Source organism: Vibrio salinus, from assembly GCF_021272385.1.
In the GTDB taxonomy this organism is placed as follows: domain Bacteria; phylum Pseudomonadota; class Gammaproteobacteria; order Enterobacterales; family Vibrionaceae; genus Vibrio; species Vibrio salinus.
Window position 1 is genome coordinate 287,896 of sequence record NZ_JAJSDZ010000009.1, and the last position, 19,660, is coordinate 307,555.

19 protein-coding genes, 9 tRNA genes, 1 other RNA gene and 1 pseudogene are annotated in these 19,660 nt (G+C 42.9%); 11 read left to right on the plus strand and 19 right to left on the minus strand.

Annotated features, from left to right (window positions below):
- Both ssrS and LRQ06_RS09445 read right to left on the minus strand, forming a co-directional pair.
- Positions 1–183: non-coding RNA, 6S RNA (gene ssrS, locus LRQ06_RS09440), on the minus strand.
- A gap of 19 nt (positions 184–202) precedes the next feature.
- Positions 203–514, minus strand: a complete 312-nt coding sequence (locus LRQ06_RS09445; RefSeq protein ID WP_232766102.1) for a cell division protein ZapA — start codon at positions 512–514, stop codon at positions 203–205.
- A 236-nt stretch (positions 515–750) separates the two neighbouring features.
- Here LRQ06_RS09445 and LRQ06_RS09450 point away from each other — a divergent pair, with 236 nt between their 5' ends.
- From LRQ06_RS09450 to LRQ06_RS21200, 4 genes and pseudogenes are all read left to right on the plus strand, one after another.
- Entirely contained in the window at positions 751–1,329 is a 579-nt protein-coding gene (locus tag LRQ06_RS09450; protein WP_232766103.1) for a YecA/YgfB family protein, read from the plus strand.
- 11 nt (positions 1,330–1,340) lie between these two features.
- Positions 1,341–2,522: a 2-octaprenyl-6-methoxyphenyl hydroxylase gene (gene ubiH / locus LRQ06_RS09455; RefSeq protein ID WP_232766104.1), complete on the plus strand. Its 1,182-nt coding sequence runs from the start codon at positions 1,341–1,343 to the stop codon at positions 2,520–2,522.
- A gap of 20 nt (positions 2,523–2,542) precedes the next feature.
- Complete coding sequence (locus LRQ06_RS09460; protein WP_232766105.1) at positions 2,543–3,769, plus strand: FAD-dependent 2-octaprenylphenol hydroxylase; 1,227 nt, start codon at positions 2,543–2,545, stop codon at positions 3,767–3,769.
- A 50-nt stretch (positions 3,770–3,819) separates the two neighbouring features.
- Positions 3,820–4,085, plus strand: a pseudogene (locus LRQ06_RS21200) (transposase); the annotation flags it as partial.
- A 379-nt stretch (positions 4,086–4,464) separates the two neighbouring features.
- Here LRQ06_RS21200 and ispB read toward each other — a convergent pair.
- Positions 4,465–5,436, minus strand: a complete 972-nt coding sequence (gene ispB / locus LRQ06_RS09470) for an octaprenyl diphosphate synthase (RefSeq protein ID WP_232766106.1) — start codon at positions 5,434–5,436, stop codon at positions 4,465–4,467.
- Between the two features lie 272 nt (positions 5,437–5,708).
- Between ispB and rplU the strand changes: the two genes are divergently transcribed.
- From rplU to folA, 6 genes are all read left to right on the plus strand, one after another.
- Positions 5,709–6,020, plus strand: a complete 312-nt coding sequence (gene rplU / locus LRQ06_RS09475; RefSeq protein WP_073580811.1) for a 50S ribosomal protein L21 — start codon at positions 5,709–5,711, stop codon at positions 6,018–6,020.
- A 21-nt stretch (positions 6,021–6,041) separates the two neighbouring features.
- Positions 6,042–6,299, plus strand: coding sequence for a 50S ribosomal protein L27 (gene rpmA / locus LRQ06_RS09480; protein WP_100800762.1), 258 nt, complete (start codon positions 6,042–6,044; stop codon positions 6,297–6,299).
- Between the two features lie 201 nt (positions 6,300–6,500).
- On the plus strand, positions 6,501–7,670 hold the full coding sequence (gene cgtA / locus LRQ06_RS09485; protein WP_232766107.1) for an Obg family GTPase CgtA: 1,170 nt from the start codon (positions 6,501–6,503) through the stop codon (positions 7,668–7,670).
- A 119-nt stretch (positions 7,671–7,789) separates the two neighbouring features.
- Positions 7,790–8,557 carry a threonine/serine exporter family protein gene (locus LRQ06_RS09490; RefSeq protein WP_232766108.1) on the plus strand — a complete coding sequence of 256 codons (768 nt, stop codon included), beginning with the start codon at positions 7,790–7,792 and terminating at the stop codon, positions 8,555–8,557.
- Entirely contained in the window at positions 8,554–9,027 is a 474-nt protein-coding gene (locus LRQ06_RS09495; protein WP_232766109.1) for a threonine/serine exporter family protein, read from the plus strand. The genes LRQ06_RS09490 and LRQ06_RS09495 overlap by 4 nt, the downstream gene beginning before the upstream one ends.
- A gap of 28 nt (positions 9,028–9,055) precedes the next feature.
- A complete protein-coding gene (gene folA / locus LRQ06_RS09500) occupies positions 9,056–9,541 on the plus strand; it encodes a type 3 dihydrofolate reductase (protein ID WP_232766110.1) in 486 nt (161 codons plus the stop codon).
- 45 nt (positions 9,542–9,586) lie between these two features.
- Here the strand turns inward: folA and LRQ06_RS09505 are convergent, their stop codons facing one another.
- The 6 genes from LRQ06_RS09505 to lptD are packed head-to-tail and all read right to left on the minus strand — an operon-like array spanning position 9,587 to position 16,305.
- Positions 9,587–10,396 carry a symmetrical bis(5'-nucleosyl)-tetraphosphatase gene (locus tag LRQ06_RS09505; protein ID WP_232766111.1) on the minus strand — a complete coding sequence of 270 codons (810 nt, stop codon included), beginning with the start codon at positions 10,394–10,396 and terminating at the stop codon, positions 9,587–9,589.
- Positions 10,397–10,404: 8 nt separating this feature from the next.
- Positions 10,405–10,785 carry a Co2+/Mg2+ efflux facilitator ApaG/CorD gene (gene apaG / locus LRQ06_RS09510; protein ID WP_232766112.1) on the minus strand — a complete coding sequence of 127 codons (381 nt, stop codon included), beginning with the start codon at positions 10,783–10,785 and terminating at the stop codon, positions 10,405–10,407.
- A gap of 49 nt (positions 10,786–10,834) precedes the next feature.
- Positions 10,835–11,641 (minus strand): 16S rRNA (adenine(1518)-N(6)/adenine(1519)-N(6))-dimethyltransferase RsmA, encoded by an 807-nt coding sequence (rsmA, locus tag LRQ06_RS09515; RefSeq protein ID WP_232767132.1) that lies wholly within the window; start codon positions 11,639–11,641, stop codon positions 10,835–10,837.
- A gap of 14 nt (positions 11,642–11,655) precedes the next feature.
- Positions 11,656–12,651 (minus strand): 4-hydroxythreonine-4-phosphate dehydrogenase PdxA, encoded by a 996-nt coding sequence (gene pdxA / locus LRQ06_RS09520; RefSeq protein ID WP_232766113.1) that lies wholly within the window; start codon positions 12,649–12,651, stop codon positions 11,656–11,658.
- Positions 12,651–13,928 (minus strand): peptidylprolyl isomerase SurA, encoded by a 1,278-nt coding sequence (gene surA / locus LRQ06_RS09525; RefSeq protein ID WP_232766114.1) that lies wholly within the window; start codon positions 13,926–13,928, stop codon positions 12,651–12,653. The genes pdxA and surA overlap by 1 nt, the downstream gene beginning before the upstream one ends.
- A gap of 34 nt (positions 13,929–13,962) precedes the next feature.
- The gene (gene lptD, locus LRQ06_RS09530) at positions 13,963–16,305 is read right to left on the minus strand and encodes an LPS assembly protein LptD (RefSeq protein ID WP_232766115.1); all 2,343 of its coding nucleotides are present in this window, start codon (positions 16,303–16,305) and stop codon (positions 13,963–13,965) included.
- Positions 16,306–16,453: 148 nt separating this feature from the next.
- On the opposite strand from lptD, the gene djlA reads away from it, so the two are divergent.
- The gene (gene djlA, locus LRQ06_RS09535; RefSeq protein ID WP_232766116.1) at positions 16,454–17,302 is read left to right on the plus strand and encodes a co-chaperone DjlA; all 849 of its coding nucleotides are present in this window, start codon (positions 16,454–16,456) and stop codon (positions 17,300–17,302) included.
- 33 nt (positions 17,303–17,335) lie between these two features.
- Here djlA and LRQ06_RS09540 read toward each other — a convergent pair.
- From LRQ06_RS09540 to mltC, 10 genes are all read right to left on the minus strand, one after another.
- A tRNA-Asn gene (locus LRQ06_RS09540) sits at positions 17,336–17,411 on the minus strand.
- Positions 17,412–17,419: 8 nt separating this feature from the next.
- Positions 17,420–17,495, minus strand: a tRNA-Thr gene (locus LRQ06_RS09545).
- Positions 17,496–17,523: 28 nt separating this feature from the next.
- Positions 17,524–17,599: transfer RNA gene (locus LRQ06_RS09550), tRNA-Asn, on the minus strand.
- An 8-nt stretch (positions 17,600–17,607) separates the two neighbouring features.
- Positions 17,608–17,683: transfer RNA gene (locus tag LRQ06_RS09555), tRNA-Thr, on the minus strand.
- Between the two features lie 48 nt (positions 17,684–17,731).
- Positions 17,732–17,807: transfer RNA gene (locus tag LRQ06_RS09560), tRNA-Phe, on the minus strand.
- A gap of 220 nt (positions 17,808–18,027) precedes the next feature.
- Positions 18,028–18,103 (minus strand) — tRNA-Asn (locus tag LRQ06_RS09565).
- An 8-nt stretch (positions 18,104–18,111) separates the two neighbouring features.
- Positions 18,112–18,187, minus strand: a tRNA-Phe gene (locus LRQ06_RS09570).
- 7 nt (positions 18,188–18,194) lie between these two features.
- A tRNA-Thr gene (locus LRQ06_RS09575) sits at positions 18,195–18,270 on the minus strand.
- A 44-nt stretch (positions 18,271–18,314) separates the two neighbouring features.
- Positions 18,315–18,390: transfer RNA gene (locus tag LRQ06_RS09580), tRNA-Phe, on the minus strand.
- Between the two features lie 111 nt (positions 18,391–18,501).
- Complete coding sequence (gene mltC, locus LRQ06_RS09585; RefSeq protein WP_373054822.1) at positions 18,502–19,641, minus strand: membrane-bound lytic murein transglycosylase MltC; 1,140 nt, start codon at positions 19,639–19,641, stop codon at positions 18,502–18,504.
- Between the last annotated feature and the right edge of the window lie 19 nt (positions 19,642–19,660).

A 19,660-nucleotide genomic window follows, 5' to 3' on the forward strand; every position in this document is an offset into this window, starting at 1 on the left:
AGGTACCCCAGGATGCCGTCGCAGATTTTGACCCTTGAACCAGCTGGTTCAAGGCGGGTCAGCAATGATAACCGTAGGCTTCTCGGTTCGAGCCGAGCTTGCTCAATAGCTACCAAGTACCGACCCTTAGGCATTGCTTATCGGCTCAGGGACGTAATCCGCTGACAAACACCCCAGGGTAAATTCTTGTCTTGCTGAGAGGCTACTGTTGCTGGCCTTTTATGACTCTCTCAAGTGCCTGTTCTAAAGAGGAACTCAGTTGTTCTATCCGTTCCAGTAAGCGATGTTCACTACATTCGCTCTCTTGCTTTTGCACCTGTAGTTCATAACAAATATTCAATGCAGCAATCGTGAGTAATTTTACCTCGTTGTTCACCTTAGTACGCTCACTCATTTCTTGCAAACGATGATCCAAATCCTGAGCTGCCGAAAGCAGAGATTCTTTTTGTCCTTCAGGACAGTTCACTCTTGTAATGTTACCTAAGATTTTTACGTCTACCGCTTGATTACTCATTGTTTATGAACTCATAACGCGCTAAAAATGGATGGCATCAACAGAGCCACCGAGAACGAAACTATAGGTAAACGTCGATTAAGATTCAAGTATTTCACTCACATCGCAGGTAAATGCTGAGTTAAATATTCAGATACTGGACAATTTGTTCAAAACATCGTCATCCTGATGGTTGCATTATTTCCGCTTAATCACACTTAATGGTACGATTGATTTTATTTCCGGATGAATTCCTCATGAGTCAAAAAACACTTCCTGATTATTTAACGCTTCAGTCAGTATTATCTGGCGCATCGTTGTCCGTCACCCCTGCAGAGGCGCATGGGTTGCTGGTTGGTATGCTTGCCGGGGGACTAACACTCAATGATAGCAGTTGGCAGGCTATTTTATTTGATTACACCAATGACGGAATGGGGTGGCCTGTAAGTGCTTTGAAAGAAGCTGAGCTGTTATTGGCATTTTCTGCGCAGGAGCTGATGGGAGATTCTCTGACGGTTTCTTTGTTGATTCCCCGTTCTGATGAAACCGCTTCTTTATTCGAACTTGCTGATGGTGTGTGTGACTGGGTTAACCATTTTATCTCAGGACTGGGCTTAATCGGTTTTGACAGTAAGCGGGCAAAACCCGATGTAAAAGAAGCTTTGTCTGATCTGGAAGAGATAAGTAAGTTGGGCATTGATGAAGAAGATGATCTGGAAGAACAGGCTTTGTTACTAGAGCAGGTTATTGAACATATTAAAGCCTGTGTTCTGACCATTCATTCCGAGTTGGGTGCACGATCTGAACAGGCAGAGAACAAACCAACACTTCATTAAAAAGGTATCGAGTGAAAAACTATGATGTTGTCATTGCTGGTGGTGCTGTTGTCGGAGCAACATTTGCTCTGGCACTGAGCCGGCAGGCACAAAGATCTTTGTCAATAGCTGTAGTGGAAGCAAATCCCTTTGATCCGAGTCAGAACGGTGGGTTTGATGCCCGGTCAATTGCGCTTTCTTTAGGAACAAGAGACATTCTGGATCGTTTTGGACTGTGGGAAGAGATAGAGTCAGTGGCAACCCCGATTAAACGCATTCATGTTTCGGATAAGGGTCATGCCGGTATGACGGGTATTGAGGCTGAGAAACTTCATGTTCCTGCTTTAGGGTATGTTGTTGAGCTTGCTAAAATTGGTGAGATATACAATAACAAGTTAAAGAAAAGCAGCAATATAGAACTGATATGCCCTAGTGCGATTTCTGGCCTTAACCAGCAGGAAAATGCCGTCGATATTGAATTATCCGGTGGTAATTGGATTCGTAGTAAACTGCTTGTTGCCGCGGATGGTACAGCGTCGGAATGTTGCCATCTTGCAGGAATAGATTCAGAGTTTGAAAATTACGGTCAGGTCGCCATCATTGCTAATGTTGTACCGGAAAAAAATCATAACGGAGTTGCTTACGAACGCTTTACTTCCGAAGGTCCGGTCGCAATGCTACCAATGTCGGATAAACGCATGTCTCTGGTTTGGTGCGTCACACCCGACAGAGCTGAAATTTTGATGGACAGTAGTGACGATGAATTTCTGTCTGTACTACAAAAACAATTTGGTTGGCGTCTGGGTAAAATTAAAAGTACAGGTATACGACACCTGTATCCTTTAGGACTGACCGTCCGGCGATCTAAAATTTCCCATCGGGTTGCTGCTGTCGGAAATGCTGCTCAGACATTACATCCGATTGCCGGACAGGGATTTAATCTGGGAATCCGGGATGTTGCCAGTCTGGTGGATGAAATGATTCACTATTCGGGTGATGATTTTGGCGAATACCGCTGTTTAAGCCGTTACCAGAAACGTCGGGAGGCCGATCAGGAGCAAACCATTAATTTGACGTCGTCGTTGGTTCATACCTTTTCAAATACATGGCTTCCTACTCTGGTTGGTCGAAATATCAGCCTAATGGTTGCAGATAATATTCCGGTATTAAAACGTTCGTTGTTGAGTCGGACATTAGGAAAAGTACCCAGATAAACAGGAGAGATTTCTTCGCTATGATGCAAAGTTTTGATGTGACAATTATTGGTGGGGGCATGGTTGGATTAGCTCTTGCTGCGGCACTTAAAGATAGCGACATGCGGGTTGCCATTATTGAGGGTAATGACATTGATGAACATCTGAATGATGTACCTGAAATACGGGTTTCTGCGTTGAATCGTGCGAGCGAAGTTTTATTGAGGAACCTGCATGCCTGGGATGAAATAGAAAAACGACGGCTTTCAGAATATCGTGGTATGTCGGTTTGGGAAAAAGACAGTTTTGCTTCAGTATCCTTTGATGCTGATTCTTTGTATCAGCCAAATCTGGGCTATATTGTTGAAAATAAAGTTATTCAGCAGTCTTTATATGAGCGGGTGAAACAGCAAGGTAATGTCTCGTTGTTCATGTCTTGCCGGTGCCAAAGCTTAACGATGGGTGAAAGTGAAGCATGGCTCGTCTTAGACAATGGTCTCTCAATGACGACTAAGTTAGTTGTTGGTGCTGATGGCGCTAATTCATGGGTGAGAGAGCAGTGTGATATTCCTCTTACTCACTGGGACTACGGTCATTCAGCTCTTGTCGTGAATGTGGAAACTGAATTGCCTCATGAACGCGTTGCCAGACAAATTTTTACCCCTCAAGGTCCGCTTGCTTTTTTACCAATGTCTGATCCACACCTTTGTTCTATCGTATGGTCGACGGATCCGATCAGAGCGGAACAGTTACATCATTTGTCTGATGAAGAGTTCAATAAAACGCTGAGTGTTGAATTTGATCACCGACTGGGCTTATGCAAAGTAAAAAGTGTTCGTCAGGTTTGTCCTTTAAAAATGCGCTATGCCCGTGATTTTGTTCAGGAACGTATCGCGTTAGTTGGTGATGCTGCTCATACGATACATCCTCTTGCGGGACAAGGTGTCAATCTGGGTTTTCTTGATGCGGCCTCTCTTGCTGAAACTCTGATTCAATCCTGGAATGAAGGGCAGGATATTGGAAGAAAGAAATACCTTCGTCAATATGAGCGGTGGCGTAAAACTGAAGCCTGTAAAATGATTACAGCAATGCAGGGATTTAAGATGTTGTTTGACGGCGATCTGCCGTTGAAAAAAGCATTCCGGAGTATCGGGATGTCTTTGTTTGATCGATTAACAGCCCCCAAAGATGAAGTGATGAAAAGAGCTTTGGGGCTAAAAGGTGAGTTACCCGAATTATCGGTATCGGTTAAACGGGTTCTACCCTAATTTAGCGGACACATCTAAAAAGAGGCATACTATGTCTAAAAGGAGTGTTCATGACTAAACGCAGAAAGTATCCCCAGAATTTAAACGTGAAGCCGTTGCACTAGCTCAACAACCAGGTGAGCTGTCGTCAGATAGCATTAGATATTGGTATTAACCCTAACTTATTGAGCTGTTGGAAACGAGAAGCTGAACGAAACTCAGAGCAGGCATTTAAAGGAAGCTGCTCTCCCCGGGATGAAGAAGTTGCGCGACTCAAACGGGAACTCGCTAGAGTGAAGAAGGAACTGGATTTTTTGCGAGAAGCGGCGACGTTCTTGGCGCACCTCGCATCGTTGAAGACCTTCATTCAGATCGTGCAACACAATTTACCAGAGTCTGCTTAAAAACAATCGCCTGATCAGTAGTATGACTGCCGTATATCATTGTGGAGATAATGCGGTCTGTGAAGGATTTTTCGGAGTTCTAAAACGTGAACGGATCAATTATCGACACTACCGGACACGAGATAAAGCAAGAGCCGATATAGAACGGTTCCATAATCGGGGAATGTGACATAGACTAGCGAACCGAGATCATCAGTTTACATCTTTACAAAACCGTCCGTGAAAATGGGGCAGCCCCCCACAAAAAACAATGCTACTCACCTTAAGTGAAGGGCATTAGGAGTAACCTGCCTCATTTTTGTTTTGTATAGTCTACTTATTTCTCTCTACAGCAAGGTGAGCAAGAGCGATTAGCGCTTGTTTATAATCGCTATCCGGAATAACAGAAAGCGCCTGAATGGCTTTGTCTGCCTCTTCATGAGCTTTTGCGCGGGTGTAATCCAAAGAACCGGTTTGTTGCATAATAGAGAGTATTTCATCAAGGTGATCCATCCCATTTGCTTTCTCTATCGCTTCTTTTATGAGTTCGGCTTGCTCCGGGTTTCCTTTTTGCATGGCGTAAAGCAAAGGAAGAGTCGGTTTCCCTTCAGACAGATCGTCTCCGACATTTTTTCCCATTTCTTTACCGTCAGATGTATAGTCCATAACATCATCGATTAACTGAAATGCAGTGCCCAGATAACGTCCATAGTTTTTAAACGCTTCCTCAATTTCTGGCGACGCTCCATTCAAAATCGCACCAACCTGAGTTGCTGCTTCAAAAAGCCGGGCTGTTTTTGAGTAAATAACCTGCATATAGCTTTCTTCGGTAGTATTCGGATCGTTACAATTTATTAATTGTTGCACTTCACCTTCAGCAATGACATTGACGGATTCACTCATTAAATCAAGAACTCTAAGTGATCCCAGTTGGGTCATCATTTGAAAAGAACGGGTGTATATGTAATCACCAACTAATACGCTTGCGGCATTACCGAAAGCCGCATTTGCTGTGGCTTTGCCACGACGAAGATCTGACTCATCTACAACGTCATCATGCAGAAGAGTCGCGGTATGGATGAATTCTATAAATGCGGCTGCTTTTATATGCTTAGAGCCTTCATATCCTAATGCCCGGGCAGATAAAACGGCCAGCAAAGGTCTTAACCGTTTCCCTCCACCGCTAACGATATAAAAACCAAGCTGGTTTATTAAAGAGACGTCAGAATTGAGTTGAGCAAGAATTGTTTCATTGACTTTTGCCATGTCACTGGCAGTAAGCGTTTGGATAGTCTTAAAATCCATTGTAAATCCGGCTAAAGTTAGTTCTTATAAGGATCAACTGTCCTCACTATATAACCAATAATATACTAAAAAACATTGATCAATACATGACTTAAAGGCATGATCGCGGCACTTTTAGCTGGCGATTAGCTTTTCGCCAATTTTTTCAAAATATGGCTTGTCATCGACGCATTGTTCGAGTAGAATCTGCGCCCTATTGATGATTAGTTTAGCGCACACCCTATATGCTCAAAATTAAAGCTCGTGGCTGTGCGGAAAGAGCGGAGTAAAATATGTACGCTGTTTTCCAATCTGGTGGTAAACAACACCGTGTAAGCGAAGGTCAAACTCTTCGTTTAGAAAAATTAGACGTTGAAACTGGTGCTACAGTTGAATTTGATAAAGTTCTTCTTGTTGCTAACGGTGAAGACATTAAAGTTGGCGCACCTTTAGTTGAAGGTGGTAAAGTGACAGCTGAAGTGGTTCAGCACGGTCGTGGCGATAAAGTTAAAATCGTTAAGTTCCGTCGTCGTAAGCACTCTCGTAAGCAGCAAGGTCACCGTCAGTGGTTCACTGAAGTGAAAATCACTGGCATCAACGCTTAATTTTAGTAGGAGAGTTTAACAATGGCACACAAAAAAGCTGGTGGTTCTACTCGTAACGGCCGCGATTCAGAAAGTAAACGCCTTGGTGTTAAGCGTTTTGGTGGTGAATCTGTTCTTGCAGGTAACATCATCGTACGTCAACGTGGAACTAAATTCCATGCTGGTAACAACGTAGGTATCGGTAAAGATCATACTTTATTTGCTTTGTCTGACGGTAAAGTTAAATTTGAAGTTAAAGGTCCTAAAAACCGTAAATTTGTTAGTATCGAAGCTGAATAAGTTTCGGTTTCTTACTGAATTCAAAAGCCCTGCCATATGGTGGGGTTTTTTATTTATCTGAAAGAATAAAAAAGCAGTCATTGGAGAGTAAGTGACTCCTTTTTTGTTCTTGATAGTCAAAATTAGTTTTACACAGCATTCTGCTAAAATAACTATCATTAGTTATGAATGCAAATGCATCGCGTTTAGTGCGGAGTAGATATGAAGTTCGTTGATGAAGCGGTAGTTAAAATTGAAGCTGGAGATGGTGGCAACGGTGTTGTCAGTTTTTGGCGGGAAAAATTTGTGACCAAAGGTGGTCCGGATGGTGGTGACGGTGGTGATGGTGGTGATGTCTATATTCAGGCAGATGAGAACCTAAATACGCTGATAGACTACCGATTCCAGCGTTTTTATTCTGCTGAGCGTGGTGAAAATGGACGCGGAGGGAACTGTACCGGTAAGCGTGGTAAAGATAAAGTGCTTAAAGTTCCTGTCGGGACCCGTGCGGTTGATATTCATACCAATGAAATTATTGGTGAAGTGGCTGAGCATGGGAAAAAACTGATGGTGGGTAAAGGCGGTTGGCATGGATTGGGTAATACCCGGTTTAAGTCCTCTGTTAACCGGGCTCCCCGTCAAAAAACAATGGGAACTAAAGGTGAGGTACGGGAACTTCGTTTAGAGTTATTGCTGCTGGCTGATGTAGGCATGCTTGGCTTGCCAAATGCCGGAAAATCGACCTTTATTCGTTCTGTATCTGCCGCAAAACCTAAAGTAGCAGATTATCCATTTACTACTCTGATCCCAAGTTTGGGAGTGGTTAGTGTGGTTCCTGAAAAAAGTTTTGTTGTCGCTGATATCCCAGGATTAATTGAAGGGGCGGCAGATGGTGCAGGCCTGGGTATCCGGTTTCTTAAACACTTAGAACGTTGTCGAGTGTTGTTGCACATGATCGATATTTTACCGGTTGATCAATCCGATCCTGCGGAAAATGCAAAGATCATTATCGAAGAACTTGACCATTACAGCGATAAACTGGCCAGTAAACCTCGTTGGCTGGTGTTTAACAAAGTGGATCTTATGCCTGAAAATGAATCAGATCAGATCATTCAGCATGTATTGGATGAGCTGAACTGGGATGATGAATATTTCAAAATCTCGGCTATTAATAAAAAGGGGACAAAAGAGCTTTGTCTGAAATTAGCTGATTTTATGGATTCTTTACCGGCAGATGTTCAGGAAGTATCTGAAGAAGATAAAGTCGACTTTATGTGGGATGATTACCATAAAGATGCGATGAGTGGCGATAATGTGGTCACCGAAGATTGGGATGACGACGACTGGGATGATGAAGAAGATGACGGGCATGTCATTTACGTCCGGGACTAAGTTGTTATATTATCATTATAAGCCGCAGCAAAAGTTGCGGTTTTTTTTGCCTAAATCATTTTTTATATCAATATATTGATTCAGAATTAGTGACTCTGTAGAACAATTAGGAAGGAATCATGGCTGAGGGAAAGCAGAGGAGAGTTTCTCGATTGATTGCTCAGGCCGGTCAAATGTTGTTGGCACACGGTGCGGAGAGCACTCTTGTTGCTGATATCATGAGAAGGATGGGGCTGGCTGGCGGTATGGACGATGTGGAAGTTGCACTCATGGCTAATTCTATTGTGGTGACAACGGTATGTCAGGAGCATTGTATTACGACCGCGAGACGATGTTTGGATCGGGGAATTAATATGAAAGTGGTGATACAGATTCAGCGTATTTGTATCATGATGGAAAAACAGATTATTGATTTTGAAGGCGCTCAGAAAAAGCTGAATGACATTAGTCCGGAAAGGTATAACCGCTGGGTGGTAATGTTTATGATTGGCTTTTCCTGTGCCGCATTTTGCCGGCTTGCGGGCGGAGACTGGACGGTTTTTCTTGCTACATTTATTGCTTCTTTTGTTGGTATGGGGGTTCGCCTGGAAATTGGGCACCGTCACTTTAACCCATTGCTTAATTTTGCGGTAACCGCATTTGTTACGACGGTTATTTCGGCCCAGGCAGTCATTTACCATTTGGGTAACCGGCCGACGTTGGCAATGGCTTGTTCGGTACTGATGCTGGTTCCGGGATTTCCTTTGATTAACTCTGTTGCTGATATGATTAAAGGGTATATTAATACTGGCGTCGCCCGTTTTATCATGGCCTCATTATTAACACTGGCAACGTGTCTTGGTATCGTTGCTGCTATGTTTATCACCGATGTTTGGGGGTGGTCATGAATGTGATTGATTTTTTTCTGGCGCTGGCAAATGATATGTTTTTTGCATCGATACCAGCGGTCGGGTTCGCTTTGGTCTTTAATGTTCCAACTCATGCCCTAAAATATTGTGCTGTGGGTGGGGCTATTGGTCATGGATGTCGTTTTCTTTTCATGCAATATGGTGTTCCTATTGAATGGGCTACGTTTTTTTCGGCAACCATTGTAGGTATGATTGGCGTGCATTGGTCTCATAAAGTTTTAGCTCATCCCAAAGTATTTACTGTTGCAGCTCTGATTCCGATGGTACCAGGCGTTTTTACCTATCGGGCAATGATTGCAATGGTAGAGATTAACCATCTTGGCTTTACTCCGGATTTATTCTCAGCTTTAATGGAAAACTTCCTAAAAGCCATGTTTATTATTGCCGGTCTTGCCTTAGGGTTAGCTGTTCCGGGATTATTCTTCTATCGAAGAAAACCCATCGTTTAGGCTATGAAGAATAAAGGATAAAACGTTAATGATCGTAAGTATGATTGCGGCAATGGCCCGAAATGGTGTTATTGGCAAAGATAATCAGATGCCTTGGCATTTGCCTGCAGATTTCATCTGGTTTAAACGTTGTACAATGGGAAAGCCTATTATCATGGGTCGAAAAACTTTTGAATCGATTGGCAGACCGTTACCGGGCAGATTGAATATTGTTGTTACCCGGCGGGGAGTTAACGCAGAAGGGGTTGAAGTCGTTTCGTCAATTGATGCTGCGATTGCTTTAGCGGCATCTAAGCATCATGAAGTGATGATTATCGGTGGTGGTAGTATTTATAAAACATGCCTTCCGCACGCGGATAAATTGTATTTAACCATCATTGATGAAGACATTGAAGGTGACACGCGTTTCCCTGAAATTGGCGGTAAATGGGATGAGGTTTACCGGGAGCGTTATCCAGCTGATGAGAAAAACGCGTATGATATGAGTTTTATTACTTTGGAAAAAAAGAAGTAGCAAGATGCCATTACTTCTTTTTGATGTGGTCTGTTGGTGTTGAAATTACCTGTTCAATGATTGCTGCGTGAAAAAGCGTTTGTCTTCCCAGCGAAGCATCGTCAAATGTCCTCCCCAGACACAACCTGTATCTAATCCGATGACCTCTTTGTTATAAACCCCATTCAATGCTGCCCAATGTCCGAATAATATCGGCTTACTGAGTTTCTCCCGGTGGGAGTATTGAAACCAGGGCAATAATGAGGTTGAATCCGCTTCATCCGGGGGGAGTTTACATTCCATATCCAAAGAGCCATCGGGATGGACAAATCTCATTCGGGTAAATGCATTGATAGAGTACCTGAGGCGTTGGAGTTCATTCAGGTTATCTTTCCATCGGCTTGGTTTGTCTGAGTACATATTTTCAATTAACCAGCGCCATTCATCGTTTTTCAGAATGTGTTCAATGTCTCTGGCTGCCTTTCTTGCCGTTTCCAGAGTCCATTGTGGTGATATTCCGGCATGGCAAATTACAAACTCTTTATGCTCGGCTAGTATAGGTTGGTGCCTTAACCAGTCTATTAATTCTTGCCTGTCAGGTGCGTTTAGAATGGACTTTGTTTTGTCTTTGGCTTTGACCGGGTGAATACCGAGGCTGACTGCCAGTAAATGCAGGTCATGATTTCCCAAAACAACCCGGGCATGTTTACCTAAGGACTTAATGAACCTGAGAGTTTCCAGTGATTTGGGTCCTCTGGCAACCAAATCACCCGCAAGCCATAATGTGTCCTTTTTCTTTGAAAAGTTGACGTCTTTAAGAATGATTTTCAGCTCATCAAGGCAGCCCTGGATATCGCCAACGATGTAATTTGCCACAAGAATCCTTAATTTAATATATTGGGAACCGATAGCCGGAAAGGAGGAATTTTTGCGATGAATTCTATGTTTTCCCCTCGGTACATTATGTAGTGTCCCTGCATGACGCCAACCGGTGTCTCTATGGCTGTTCCACTGGTGTAAGTATACTCATTTCCAGCCAAAATTACGGGTTGTTCTCCAACGACTCCATCTCCTTCAATGATTAGTTGTTTTCCATTTGCATCGGTAATAAGCCACCGACGGCTCATTAACCTGACCTGTTCGCTGCTTTGGTTTTGGATGGTAATCGTATAGGCGAATACGTATCGATTGTGCTCAGGAGTAGATTGTTCAGGAATAAATTGACTCTGAACCAGAACATTGATGCAAGGGATAGAGTCCACCATACATTCTCCTTAACTCAGTAAAGTGGGAAATATTTCCCCACTTTTTGATTTATTTGTTTTTAGTATCCAGCCAGTTCGCCAGAGAAACAAATTGTTCCAGAGTCAGGTTTTCCGGACGAAGGGTCGGGGTTATACCAAGAGATTCAAGATCTTCTGCATTTATAAGAGATTTAAAGCAGTTTCTTACTGTTTTTCTTCTTTGATTAAAACCATCCCTGCAAACCCGGTCCAGCCACTTTAGGCTGGTCGCCGGATACGGTAATGTTTCATAAGGCACAAGCCTCACTACTGCTGAATCGACTTTGGGTGGTGGAACAAAAGCCGTTGGTGGGACTTCCAACACAGGAATGACTTTGCAGTAATACTGGGCCATCACGGTTAAACGGCCATAGGCTTTGGTTCCCGGGCCAGCTGCCAGGCGGTTCACCACTTCTTTTTGCAGCATAAAATGCATATCTTCAATTTGTTGATGGAACTCGAACAAATGAAACATTAGTGGGGTGGATATGTTATACGGCAGATTACCAAAAACACGCAATTTATTGTTTGACTTCACTAACTGAGTGAAGTCAAAACGCATCGCATCACCTTCATAAATGGTGAGTTTACTTTTTAACTCGGGGTGTTGTCTTAATCTGTCAGCAAGATCCCTATCGAGTTCAATAACACTCAGTTTATCTACCTCAGCACCAACCGGCTCCGTTAATGCGCCAAGTCCGGGACCGATTTCCACCAGGTTTTGCCCCGGTCTGGGGTTAATAGCAGAGACGATACCATCGATGATATAGGGATCGTTCAGAAAGTTTTGTCCAAAGCGTTTTCTGGCTTTATGTCCAAGGTGGACATCGTTTCTTATCATATTCTTTAGCTTTAATTTGTTTTTGAATTCACTAACTCAATGGCTTGTTCTAGTGCTGTTTTAAAACTTCCTGTATCAACCTTTCCGGTTCCTGCAAGATCAAGAGCAGTTCCATGGTCGACCGATGTACGAATAAACGGAAGACCCAAAGTTATATTAACTGATTGTCCAAACCCTTTATATTTTAGTACAGGAAGAACCTGATCATGGTACATGCCTAATATTGTATCAGCCTTTAGCAAATATTTTTCATTAAAAATGGTATCTGCGGGTAATGGTCCGGTCAGGTTATAATGATATTCTTTTTTTAATTTTTCGAGTGTTGGAGTGATTGTCTTGATTTCTTCCATTCCCAGACATCCATCTTCACCCGCATGAGGGTTAAGACCACAAACATAAATGTTGGGTGAAGTAATACCAAATTTGTTAATGAGGTCGTTATTGAGAATGTGGATAATTTCTTCGAGACGATTTTTTGTAATGGCCTGAGACACAGATGAAAGTGGGAGATGTGTCGTGACCAGTGCAACTCTCAGTCCTTTTGTTGCCAGCATCATCACGACCAGAGGTGTATTTGATTTTTCAGCAAAGAATTCAGTATGGCCGCTAAAAGGTACGCCGGCTTTGTTGATGATGCCTTTATGGACGGGGCCGGTGACAATGGCGTCAAATTCTTCCTGCATACATCCATAAGCAGCTCGCTCCAGAGTTTTCAGAACATACTGGCTGTTTTGCTCATCCAGTTTTCCTGCGGTAACGGGCACCGTTGTAGCAATATGTTCTACCAGTAGTGTGCCAGCGATGTGGGGGCTGACGGGGTTATTTTTATCGTAATCTACCAGAACGACTTTTATACCGAGAAGAGCAGCCCTTTCAGCCAGCATCTTTTTATCGGCCATAACAACAACCTGGTGAGTCCAGCTGTGTTGTGATAATGCCAGAACCAAGTCCGGGCCAATGCCTGATGGTTCTCCGGCAGTAATAACAATCCTTTTTACATCGCTCATTATTTTTTGTCCAGATACTCAATATAAGCGCTGGCTCTCAGCTCCTGAAGCCAGGCCGATGATTCTTCATTAAACTTACGGTTAAATATTATCCGGTAGGCTTTGTTTTTCATTGCCGCGTCAGTTTTATCAACCTGTCGGCGGCCCAGAACTTCAACAATGTGCCAGCCATGGACAGTTTTAAAGGGTTGGCTGATTTGTCCAACCGGCAGAGTTTCAATCTGGTGTTTAAACTCTGGCACATACAAATCAGGTGTCTGGTAGCCCAGATCGCCTTTTCTGGAAGCTGAACCTGGATCCTGACTGTATTGTTCGGCAAGTTCTCCAAAGGTTGCTTTGCCTGATTTTATTTGCTGAATAAATCCTTTCAGCTCTTTCTTAGCACCATCATCACTTAAGATGATAGACGGTTTTATCAATATGTGCCGGGCGTCAATTTCGGTGACCGAAACACTTTCCAGACCTTTGACATCATCGATTTTTAAAATGTGGTATCCGATTCCGCTAAGGAATGGTCCGACGATACTGCCCTTATTTTCTAAAGAAAGATGGTCAGCAAAAATGGTTGGCATTTCTTCTTTTCTCATCCATCCCCAGTTACCACCTTTCAGAGCTTTTGGCCCTTTAGAATAAGTTAGAGCAAGCGTGGTAAAATCGGCACCATTTTTCAATTTCTTAACAATGTTGTTTGCCAGTTTTGCCATCTCATTTTTATTGGTATCGTTGACTTTTAGCTGAATGTGACTGATTTTGTATTCAACTGACTGACTGGTTTTCTTCGCCATCAACTTAGCGAGTGTATTTACTTCATTAGGTAAGATATTGATTCGGCGACGAACTAAAACATTTCTTGCTTCAGTCGCAGCGAGCTCCTGACGGATTTTTTCACGAAATTCGGCGTAGGTTACTCCCGATTTTTCTATGGAGTGGCGTAGCTCTTGCGGTGTCTGATGATTATGTTTTGCAATGTCTTCCAGGGCTTTATTTAATTTGGTGTCGTCAATTTTTACCCCAATTCGTTTGGCTTCCTGTCCCTGTAGTTTATCGGAAATCAGCTGATTAATAATCTGCTCTCTGAGAACCTTAGCAGGAGGAAGCTGACTGCCTTGCTTTCGTGTACTTGCTTTAAGCAGCTTGGTTGCTGTTGATATGTCACTTTGTAGGATTGCACCGTCGTTTACAATAACAACGACTTTATCAAGCTCAACAGGACTGGACTGAGCGGTAAAGCTTAGTAGTAGTATGAAGCTTGCCAGTACGTGTTTCCAAAGATTCATTGAAATTCCTATTAGATTAATATTTGTTAGTGATTTAGTTATTCAGGAAAAACGGATTTCCGTATCCCAGTGTCCCGGAGCTGTTACTACTTGAACCGGCAGACATATTGGTTCCGAATCCTACGATACCAAAGTTGATTCCGAAGTTATTTTCGTATTCAGGATCGGAATCCGGGTATTGAGAGAAACCGTTGGTCCAGTTATTGAGTTCTTTTGAATATGAAAAGCCAATGTACCAGCAGTCGGACAGATACGTAAGGCCTGCCTGCCATTCGATGGCTTGATCAATCGTCAGATCATAGTAATAGTCACCATTGACTTTCCAGTGCCTGTTGATGGCGTACTGGCCGACAGCTCCTACCTGAGAAATACCATCTTCTGTTAGTTCATCTAAGCTGATTGAGTTTTTAGCAAAACTGTCACCCAGTGTATTTTCTATGTATTCTTTGGATACATAGCGATAATTAGCCTGAATAAAATTATCATCCTGACGAAGCTCTAATGAACTGTTGGCAAGTTGCATTTGATCGGCATCAACATCGTACTGAACACCACCATGATAAAAGAGATAATCATTAAAGTTGAAGTCACTTTCAATTGCCCATGCGGAGTAATCGGAGCTGTCATTCGCACCGGATGAGTTCAATGGATTAATGGCACTGTCAATGTAGAATATCTGACCGAAGGATAAATTGAAGCGTTCTTTATAGTTGTTGTCAAAGAACCGGGTTGTAGCCCCGTAGCTGACCTGATTCGCAGGCGCTATGTAGTCTACACTTCCGTATTTCCGGCTACGGAATAGTCCATAGTAGTCTGTTTGCAAGATGGTTGTATCATAGCGTGCGATCTCAGACTGATCCTTTTTAGGAACATACAAATATTGTATTTGCGGCTCCAGAGTCTGAGTATAGCCCAGTAAAAATGACTCACTGTTCTCCAGAACCAGTCCCATGTGCGAGCGAAACTCAGGAATGGTTCTGGAGACACTTTCTTTGTAGTCACTGCCAGTGATGTCTTTCAAATCTTGTTTGTAATAGGTTGAAAGCAGTCTGGCTTCAGTTGTCCAGTTACCCCAACTGGCACCCAGAGGAATCGCGATTCCGGGTTCTATGTGTACGCGCGTAGCGTCTGGTAAATCTTTGTCATTGGTTTCAAAACGGGATATATGGCTTTTTACATCAAAATCGAGATGTTTGACAACACCCGGTGCATAGTAATTAAAGGCCAGCTGTGGCATCAGACGATAAGGTTGAGTGCCGTCTGAAGTCAGAATCTGGAAATCTCTGGTCAGTAACGATAAATCCCAGTCTTCTGCCCGGTAGGCGACTTGCCCTTCCTGCACCAACTGTCCATCCTGCTTGGTACCGATACTGGAATCCACATCAGTGAAGTAATCAACATCACTGACTTTTGCGTAGTTAATACCAAATTTCCAGTTCTGATGATAAATACCAGAGTGTTGGTATTGTAATCCCCAGCGATCGCCTTTTTCCGGATATTTGTCATCGTCTGGCAGATATTCATAATCAATGCTACCTGAACCTAAGGTGGTTAAATAACGAAACTTACTGTTTAGTTGGGTTCCGCGTTTTTCCATATAGTGGATATCGGTCTGTAAATCGTAATTGGGCGCTAAATTCCAGTAAATAGGAATGTTCGTCTGAAAACCATTATTGGAGCCGAAAGCAAAGCTGGGGTAAAGCATGCCTGTTTTTCTGGTGTCACCGATAGGAACAGTGAGCATTGGCAGGTAGAAAACAGGAACGTTTAAAATTTCCATTCTTGGATTGTAAAAAGTGGCTTCTTCTTCATTTTTATCGATGTCAATACTTGAGGCTGTCATGCGCCAGGCATCATCGCCTTCCGGACAGGAAGTTATTGATCCATCTTCTATCTGGTAAATTGCTTTACCTGTTTTTGATACATAAACAGCATCACCCCGGCCCGGCTCACAAAGAAAATGATATTTGGTATTTTCTAATGTGATTTTATCATCATTAAGTCGGTTTGTGGCTTTGGTCGACGTGGCTTTCACCTGACCATCATTGAATGTGACGTTACCTTCTGCCACAACCACATTCTCTTTTTGATGCATAGTAACTTTTTCGGCTGAGATTCTTTTGTTACCTTGAACGACGATAACATTACCAGAATACGTCGCTTTATCACCATTAACGGCTTCCAATTTGTCCGCTTCAACATTAATTGGTTGTTCAGTGTTTTTATCCGTCGATTTGTTTTCGATGAGACACTGTTCGTTTAATGGAGTAATTGAATTGTTATTGTTATCATCAGATGACGTATTTGCTTGAAGTTGCGGTGCAAACAAAGCAGCACTGACAGACGCGGCAAGCAATGAACGTGGAAATTGTAACATCGAGTTGTATTATCCTGTGAATCGTGACTAAATCGAGGTTATACGCTTCAGTTCAAACGTGAAATATCCCTAATCATAAAGGAAAAATCGTATTTCAGCATTAGTAGACTTCGTTATTGCTAAAAAATTCAAAGATTGAGAGAACACAATGCACATTTTCGGTAAAATTTTGGGTGCTATTTTTGGTTGGTTAATTTTAGGACCATTTGGATTATTGGTTGGATTGTTTATCGGCCATCAATTTGACAAAGCCCGTCAATATCAGAACTTTTCCTTTTCCACTTCAGGAAATTCAGAAGAACAATTAAAAAAACAGAATGAGTTTTTTTATTCGGCCTTTGCGGTGATGGGGCATGTGTCGAAAGCGAAAGGGCAGGTTCGTGAGGAAGATATCCGGCTGGCAATGATCATGATGGATCGGATGCAGCTTAATGAGCATCAGAGAGCAGCAGCTCAGGAAGCATTCAGGGCCGGTAAGTCCAGTGATTTTCCTTTGGAACATGAATTGACCAAAGTATTAGAATCCAGTGGTGGTCGTTATGACTTATTGCAATTTTTTCTGGAACTGCAAATTTCCGCTGCCTTTGCTGATGGAGATATTCATCCCAATGAACGGGATATTTTACATAAGATAGCGTCTGTTTTAGGTTTTTCTGCTGAACAACTGGAACGTCGTCTGAAAATGCAGGAAGCAGCTTTCCGGTTTAAACAGGGTGATGGTTTCAACGGTGGCCAGCAAGGGTACTCTTCGGGTCAGCAGTATTCTCAGGGACCTACCCGAAATCAACTGGCAGATGCCTATAAGGTGTTGGATATATCTGAAGATGCTGACAGCAAGCAGATAAAAAGGGCTTATAGGAAGCTAATGAATGAGCATCATCCGGACAAGCTGATGGCAAAAGGGCTACCTCCGGAAATGATGAATATGGCAAAAGAAAAGTCTCAGGAAATACAGAAAGCTTATGACATGATAAAAAAAGAAAAAGGATTCAAATAGAAAAAACCCGGTCATCTGACCGGGTTTTTTAAATGGCTCCCCCTGCGGGACTCGAACCTGCGACATACGGATTAACAGTCCGCCGTTCTACCAACTGAACTAAGGGGGAAAAATAAATGGTGCCGACTATCGGAATCGAACTGATGACCTACTGATTACAAGTCAGTTGCTCTACCTACTGAGCTAAGTCGGCACGCTAATTTATTAAACTAATTGTAAAATGGCTCCCCCTGCGGGACTCGAACCTGCGACATACGGATTAACAGTCCGCCGTTCTACCAACTGAACTAAGGGGGAAAAATAAATGGTGCCGACTATCGGAATCGAACTGATGACCTACTGATTACAAGTCAGTTGCTCTACCTACTGAGCTAAGTCGGCACACTTTATTCTTATAAAGTGTACGATGCTTTCGAACACCAAAATTTTTGGTGCCCGGAGGCGGAATCGAACCACCGACACGAGGATTTTCAATCCTCTGCTCTACCGACTGAGCTATCCGGGCAACGGGGTGTATTAAAAGGTTTTTCTGTTATTTCGTCAACAGTAAAATGCAAAAAAAAGATTGTTTGTTGTTTTTCTGTACTTAATGCGCTGTTTTTGGGCATTTGTCGTTAATATTCACAATAAAGATGGAAAGATAGGGGGATGACAGAGGGATACGGCCCGGTGAATGGCTGTTTTTTGAAATAAAAAAGCTCAGTTTTTCAACTGAGCTTTGAAAGTGGCTCCCCCTGCGGGACTCGAACCTGCGACATACGGATTAACAGTCCGCCGTTCTACCAACTGAACTAAGGGGGAACAAATTGTGGTGCCCGGAGGCGGAATCGAACCACCGACACGAGGATTTTCAATCCTCTGCTCTACCGACTGAGCTATCCGGGCAAATAAATGGTGCCGACTATCGGAATCGAACTGATGACCTACTGATTACAAGTCAGTTGCTCTACCTACTGAGCTAAGTCGGCACACTTTATTTTTAAGCGTACGATCTTTCGAACACCAAAATTTGTGGTGCCCGGAGGCGGAATCGAACCACCGACACGAGGATTTTCAATCCTCTGCTCTACCGACTGAGCTATCCGGGCAACGGAGCGCTATTAAACGTATTTTCGGCACTGACGTCAACTTGTTTTTGTAAAAAACACCAAAAATTGGTTTGATTGGTGACTTTTTCAGCGAATCTGAGACGAAGGTAACTAATTATAGTTGTTGTTAAAATCTTTTTTAAACTTGGTTACCTTTTGCAGGTAACGCCGTGACTCGGAGTTTTTGTGTTTGTGAGTCAGGGCCCAGTATACCTGATTGGGTTGTAACGAATTAATATCACGAAATGCCCGTCGTTTGTTTCGGTTGAAAGTATACAAGACGCCACCGGCACCTCCGTTATAAGCGGAAATCATACTGTATTCAAGAGAAAGCGGATTATTAATATTATTCAGATATTTATTTTTAAGAAGATAAAAGTAAGCCGTACCAGTATCAATATTATTTTCCGGGTTATACAGATACTCCGGAGAGGGTTGACCTGAGCGATGTTTTACCAGACGAAAAACATCTTTGCCGGCCGTTTTTGGCACTACCTGCATCAGACCGTAAGCATTTGCCCAACTGACAGCATAAGGATTAAAACTGCTTTCGGTTTTGATGATGGCGTAGATCAGATCTTCGGGAATGCCATAGCGTTGGGAGGCTTTTCGGATGATATCCGCATATTGATAGCTTCGGATTCGGATCTGATCTTTTACCATGGGAATCTGAACATAGTATGACTTTTTGAAGTCAACCTGCTTCACTTGCAGTTTGTTTTTTATCAGATAATCCGCATAACGGTTGGCCCGCCATGACCATTGAATTGGCTTGTTATCCTGATCAGTTACCTGCTGATACAAAAAGGGTTGTCCTTTTAACATGATGTTTTGAGAAGAGAAGAGGTCAACGTGTTTGGGGTCATCCGGTGTCAGTAGTGTGGTAATAATCGCTTTTTTTAAATGAGCCAGAGGTTCGGTTGTGGCCACGGTCTCGACAACGATCGTGCCCTTGGAAAAGTTAACATCAGCCCGGCTGGAATAGTCATCAATGTATTTGACATAGTTACTTTTTCCGGCGATTTTGATTTCTTTCAGACCCCACTTATTTTGTATCTTGCCGGTAAAATGGCTTATAAGGGCATCAAGTGCGCCGGTATCTTTCTCAAATTGACCGGGCAGGGGGGCGAGGTGTTTTGCAAACCGGTTCGTGGGCTCATAGTTGACATGATATAGCTCTTCTATGAATTCCCGGCTACACCCCGTCAGAATAGAAAATAACGTCAATAGAATGAGCAGTTTTCGCAGCATAATATCCCGATATAATAAA

What these genes read in the sequence shown, in the direction of transcription:
- LRQ06_RS09445 (WP_232766102.1), bottom strand. Translation starts at nt 514, where the DNA reads ATGAGTAATCAAGCGGTAGACGTAAAAATCTTAGGTAACATTACAAGA.
- LRQ06_RS09450 (WP_232766103.1), top strand. Translation starts at nt 751, where the DNA reads ATGAGTCAAAAAACACTTCCTGATTATTTAACGCTTCAGTCAGTATTA.
- LRQ06_RS09460 (WP_232766105.1), top strand. Translation starts at nt 2,543, where the DNA reads ATGATGCAAAGTTTTGATGTGACAATTATTGGTGGGGGCATGGTTGGA.
- ispB (WP_232766106.1), bottom strand. Translation starts at nt 5,436, where the DNA reads ATGGATTTTAAGACTATCCAAACGCTTACTGCCAGTGACATGGCAAAA.
- rplU (WP_073580811.1), top strand. Translation starts at nt 5,709, where the DNA reads ATGTACGCTGTTTTCCAATCTGGTGGTAAACAACACCGTGTAAGCGAA.
- rpmA (WP_100800762.1), top strand. Translation starts at nt 6,042, where the DNA reads ATGGCACACAAAAAAGCTGGTGGTTCTACTCGTAACGGCCGCGATTCA.
- cgtA (WP_232766107.1), top strand. Translation starts at nt 6,501, where the DNA reads ATGAAGTTCGTTGATGAAGCGGTAGTTAAAATTGAAGCTGGAGATGGT.
- LRQ06_RS09490 (WP_232766108.1), top strand. Translation starts at nt 7,790, where the DNA reads ATGGCTGAGGGAAAGCAGAGGAGAGTTTCTCGATTGATTGCTCAGGCC.
- LRQ06_RS09495 (WP_232766109.1), top strand. Translation starts at nt 8,554, where the DNA reads ATGAATGTGATTGATTTTTTTCTGGCGCTGGCAAATGATATGTTTTTT.
- folA (WP_232766110.1), top strand. Translation starts at nt 9,056, where the DNA reads ATGATCGTAAGTATGATTGCGGCAATGGCCCGAAATGGTGTTATTGGC.
- apaG (WP_232766112.1), bottom strand. Translation starts at nt 10,785, where the DNA reads ATGGTGGACTCTATCCCTTGCATCAATGTTCTGGTTCAGAGTCAATTT.
- pdxA (WP_232766113.1), bottom strand. Translation starts at nt 12,651, where the DNA reads ATGAGCGATGTAAAAAGGATTGTTATTACTGCCGGAGAACCATCAGGC.
- surA (WP_232766114.1), bottom strand. Translation starts at nt 13,928, where the DNA reads ATGAATCTTTGGAAACACGTACTGGCAAGCTTCATACTACTACTAAGC.
- lptD (WP_232766115.1), bottom strand. Translation starts at nt 16,305, where the DNA reads ATGTTACAATTTCCACGTTCATTGCTTGCCGCGTCTGTCAGTGCTGCT.
- djlA (WP_232766116.1), top strand. Translation starts at nt 16,454, where the DNA reads ATGCACATTTTCGGTAAAATTTTGGGTGCTATTTTTGGTTGGTTAATT.
- mltC (WP_373054822.1), bottom strand. Translation starts at nt 19,641, where the DNA reads ATGCTGCGAAAACTGCTCATTCTATTGACGTTATTTTCTATTCTGACG.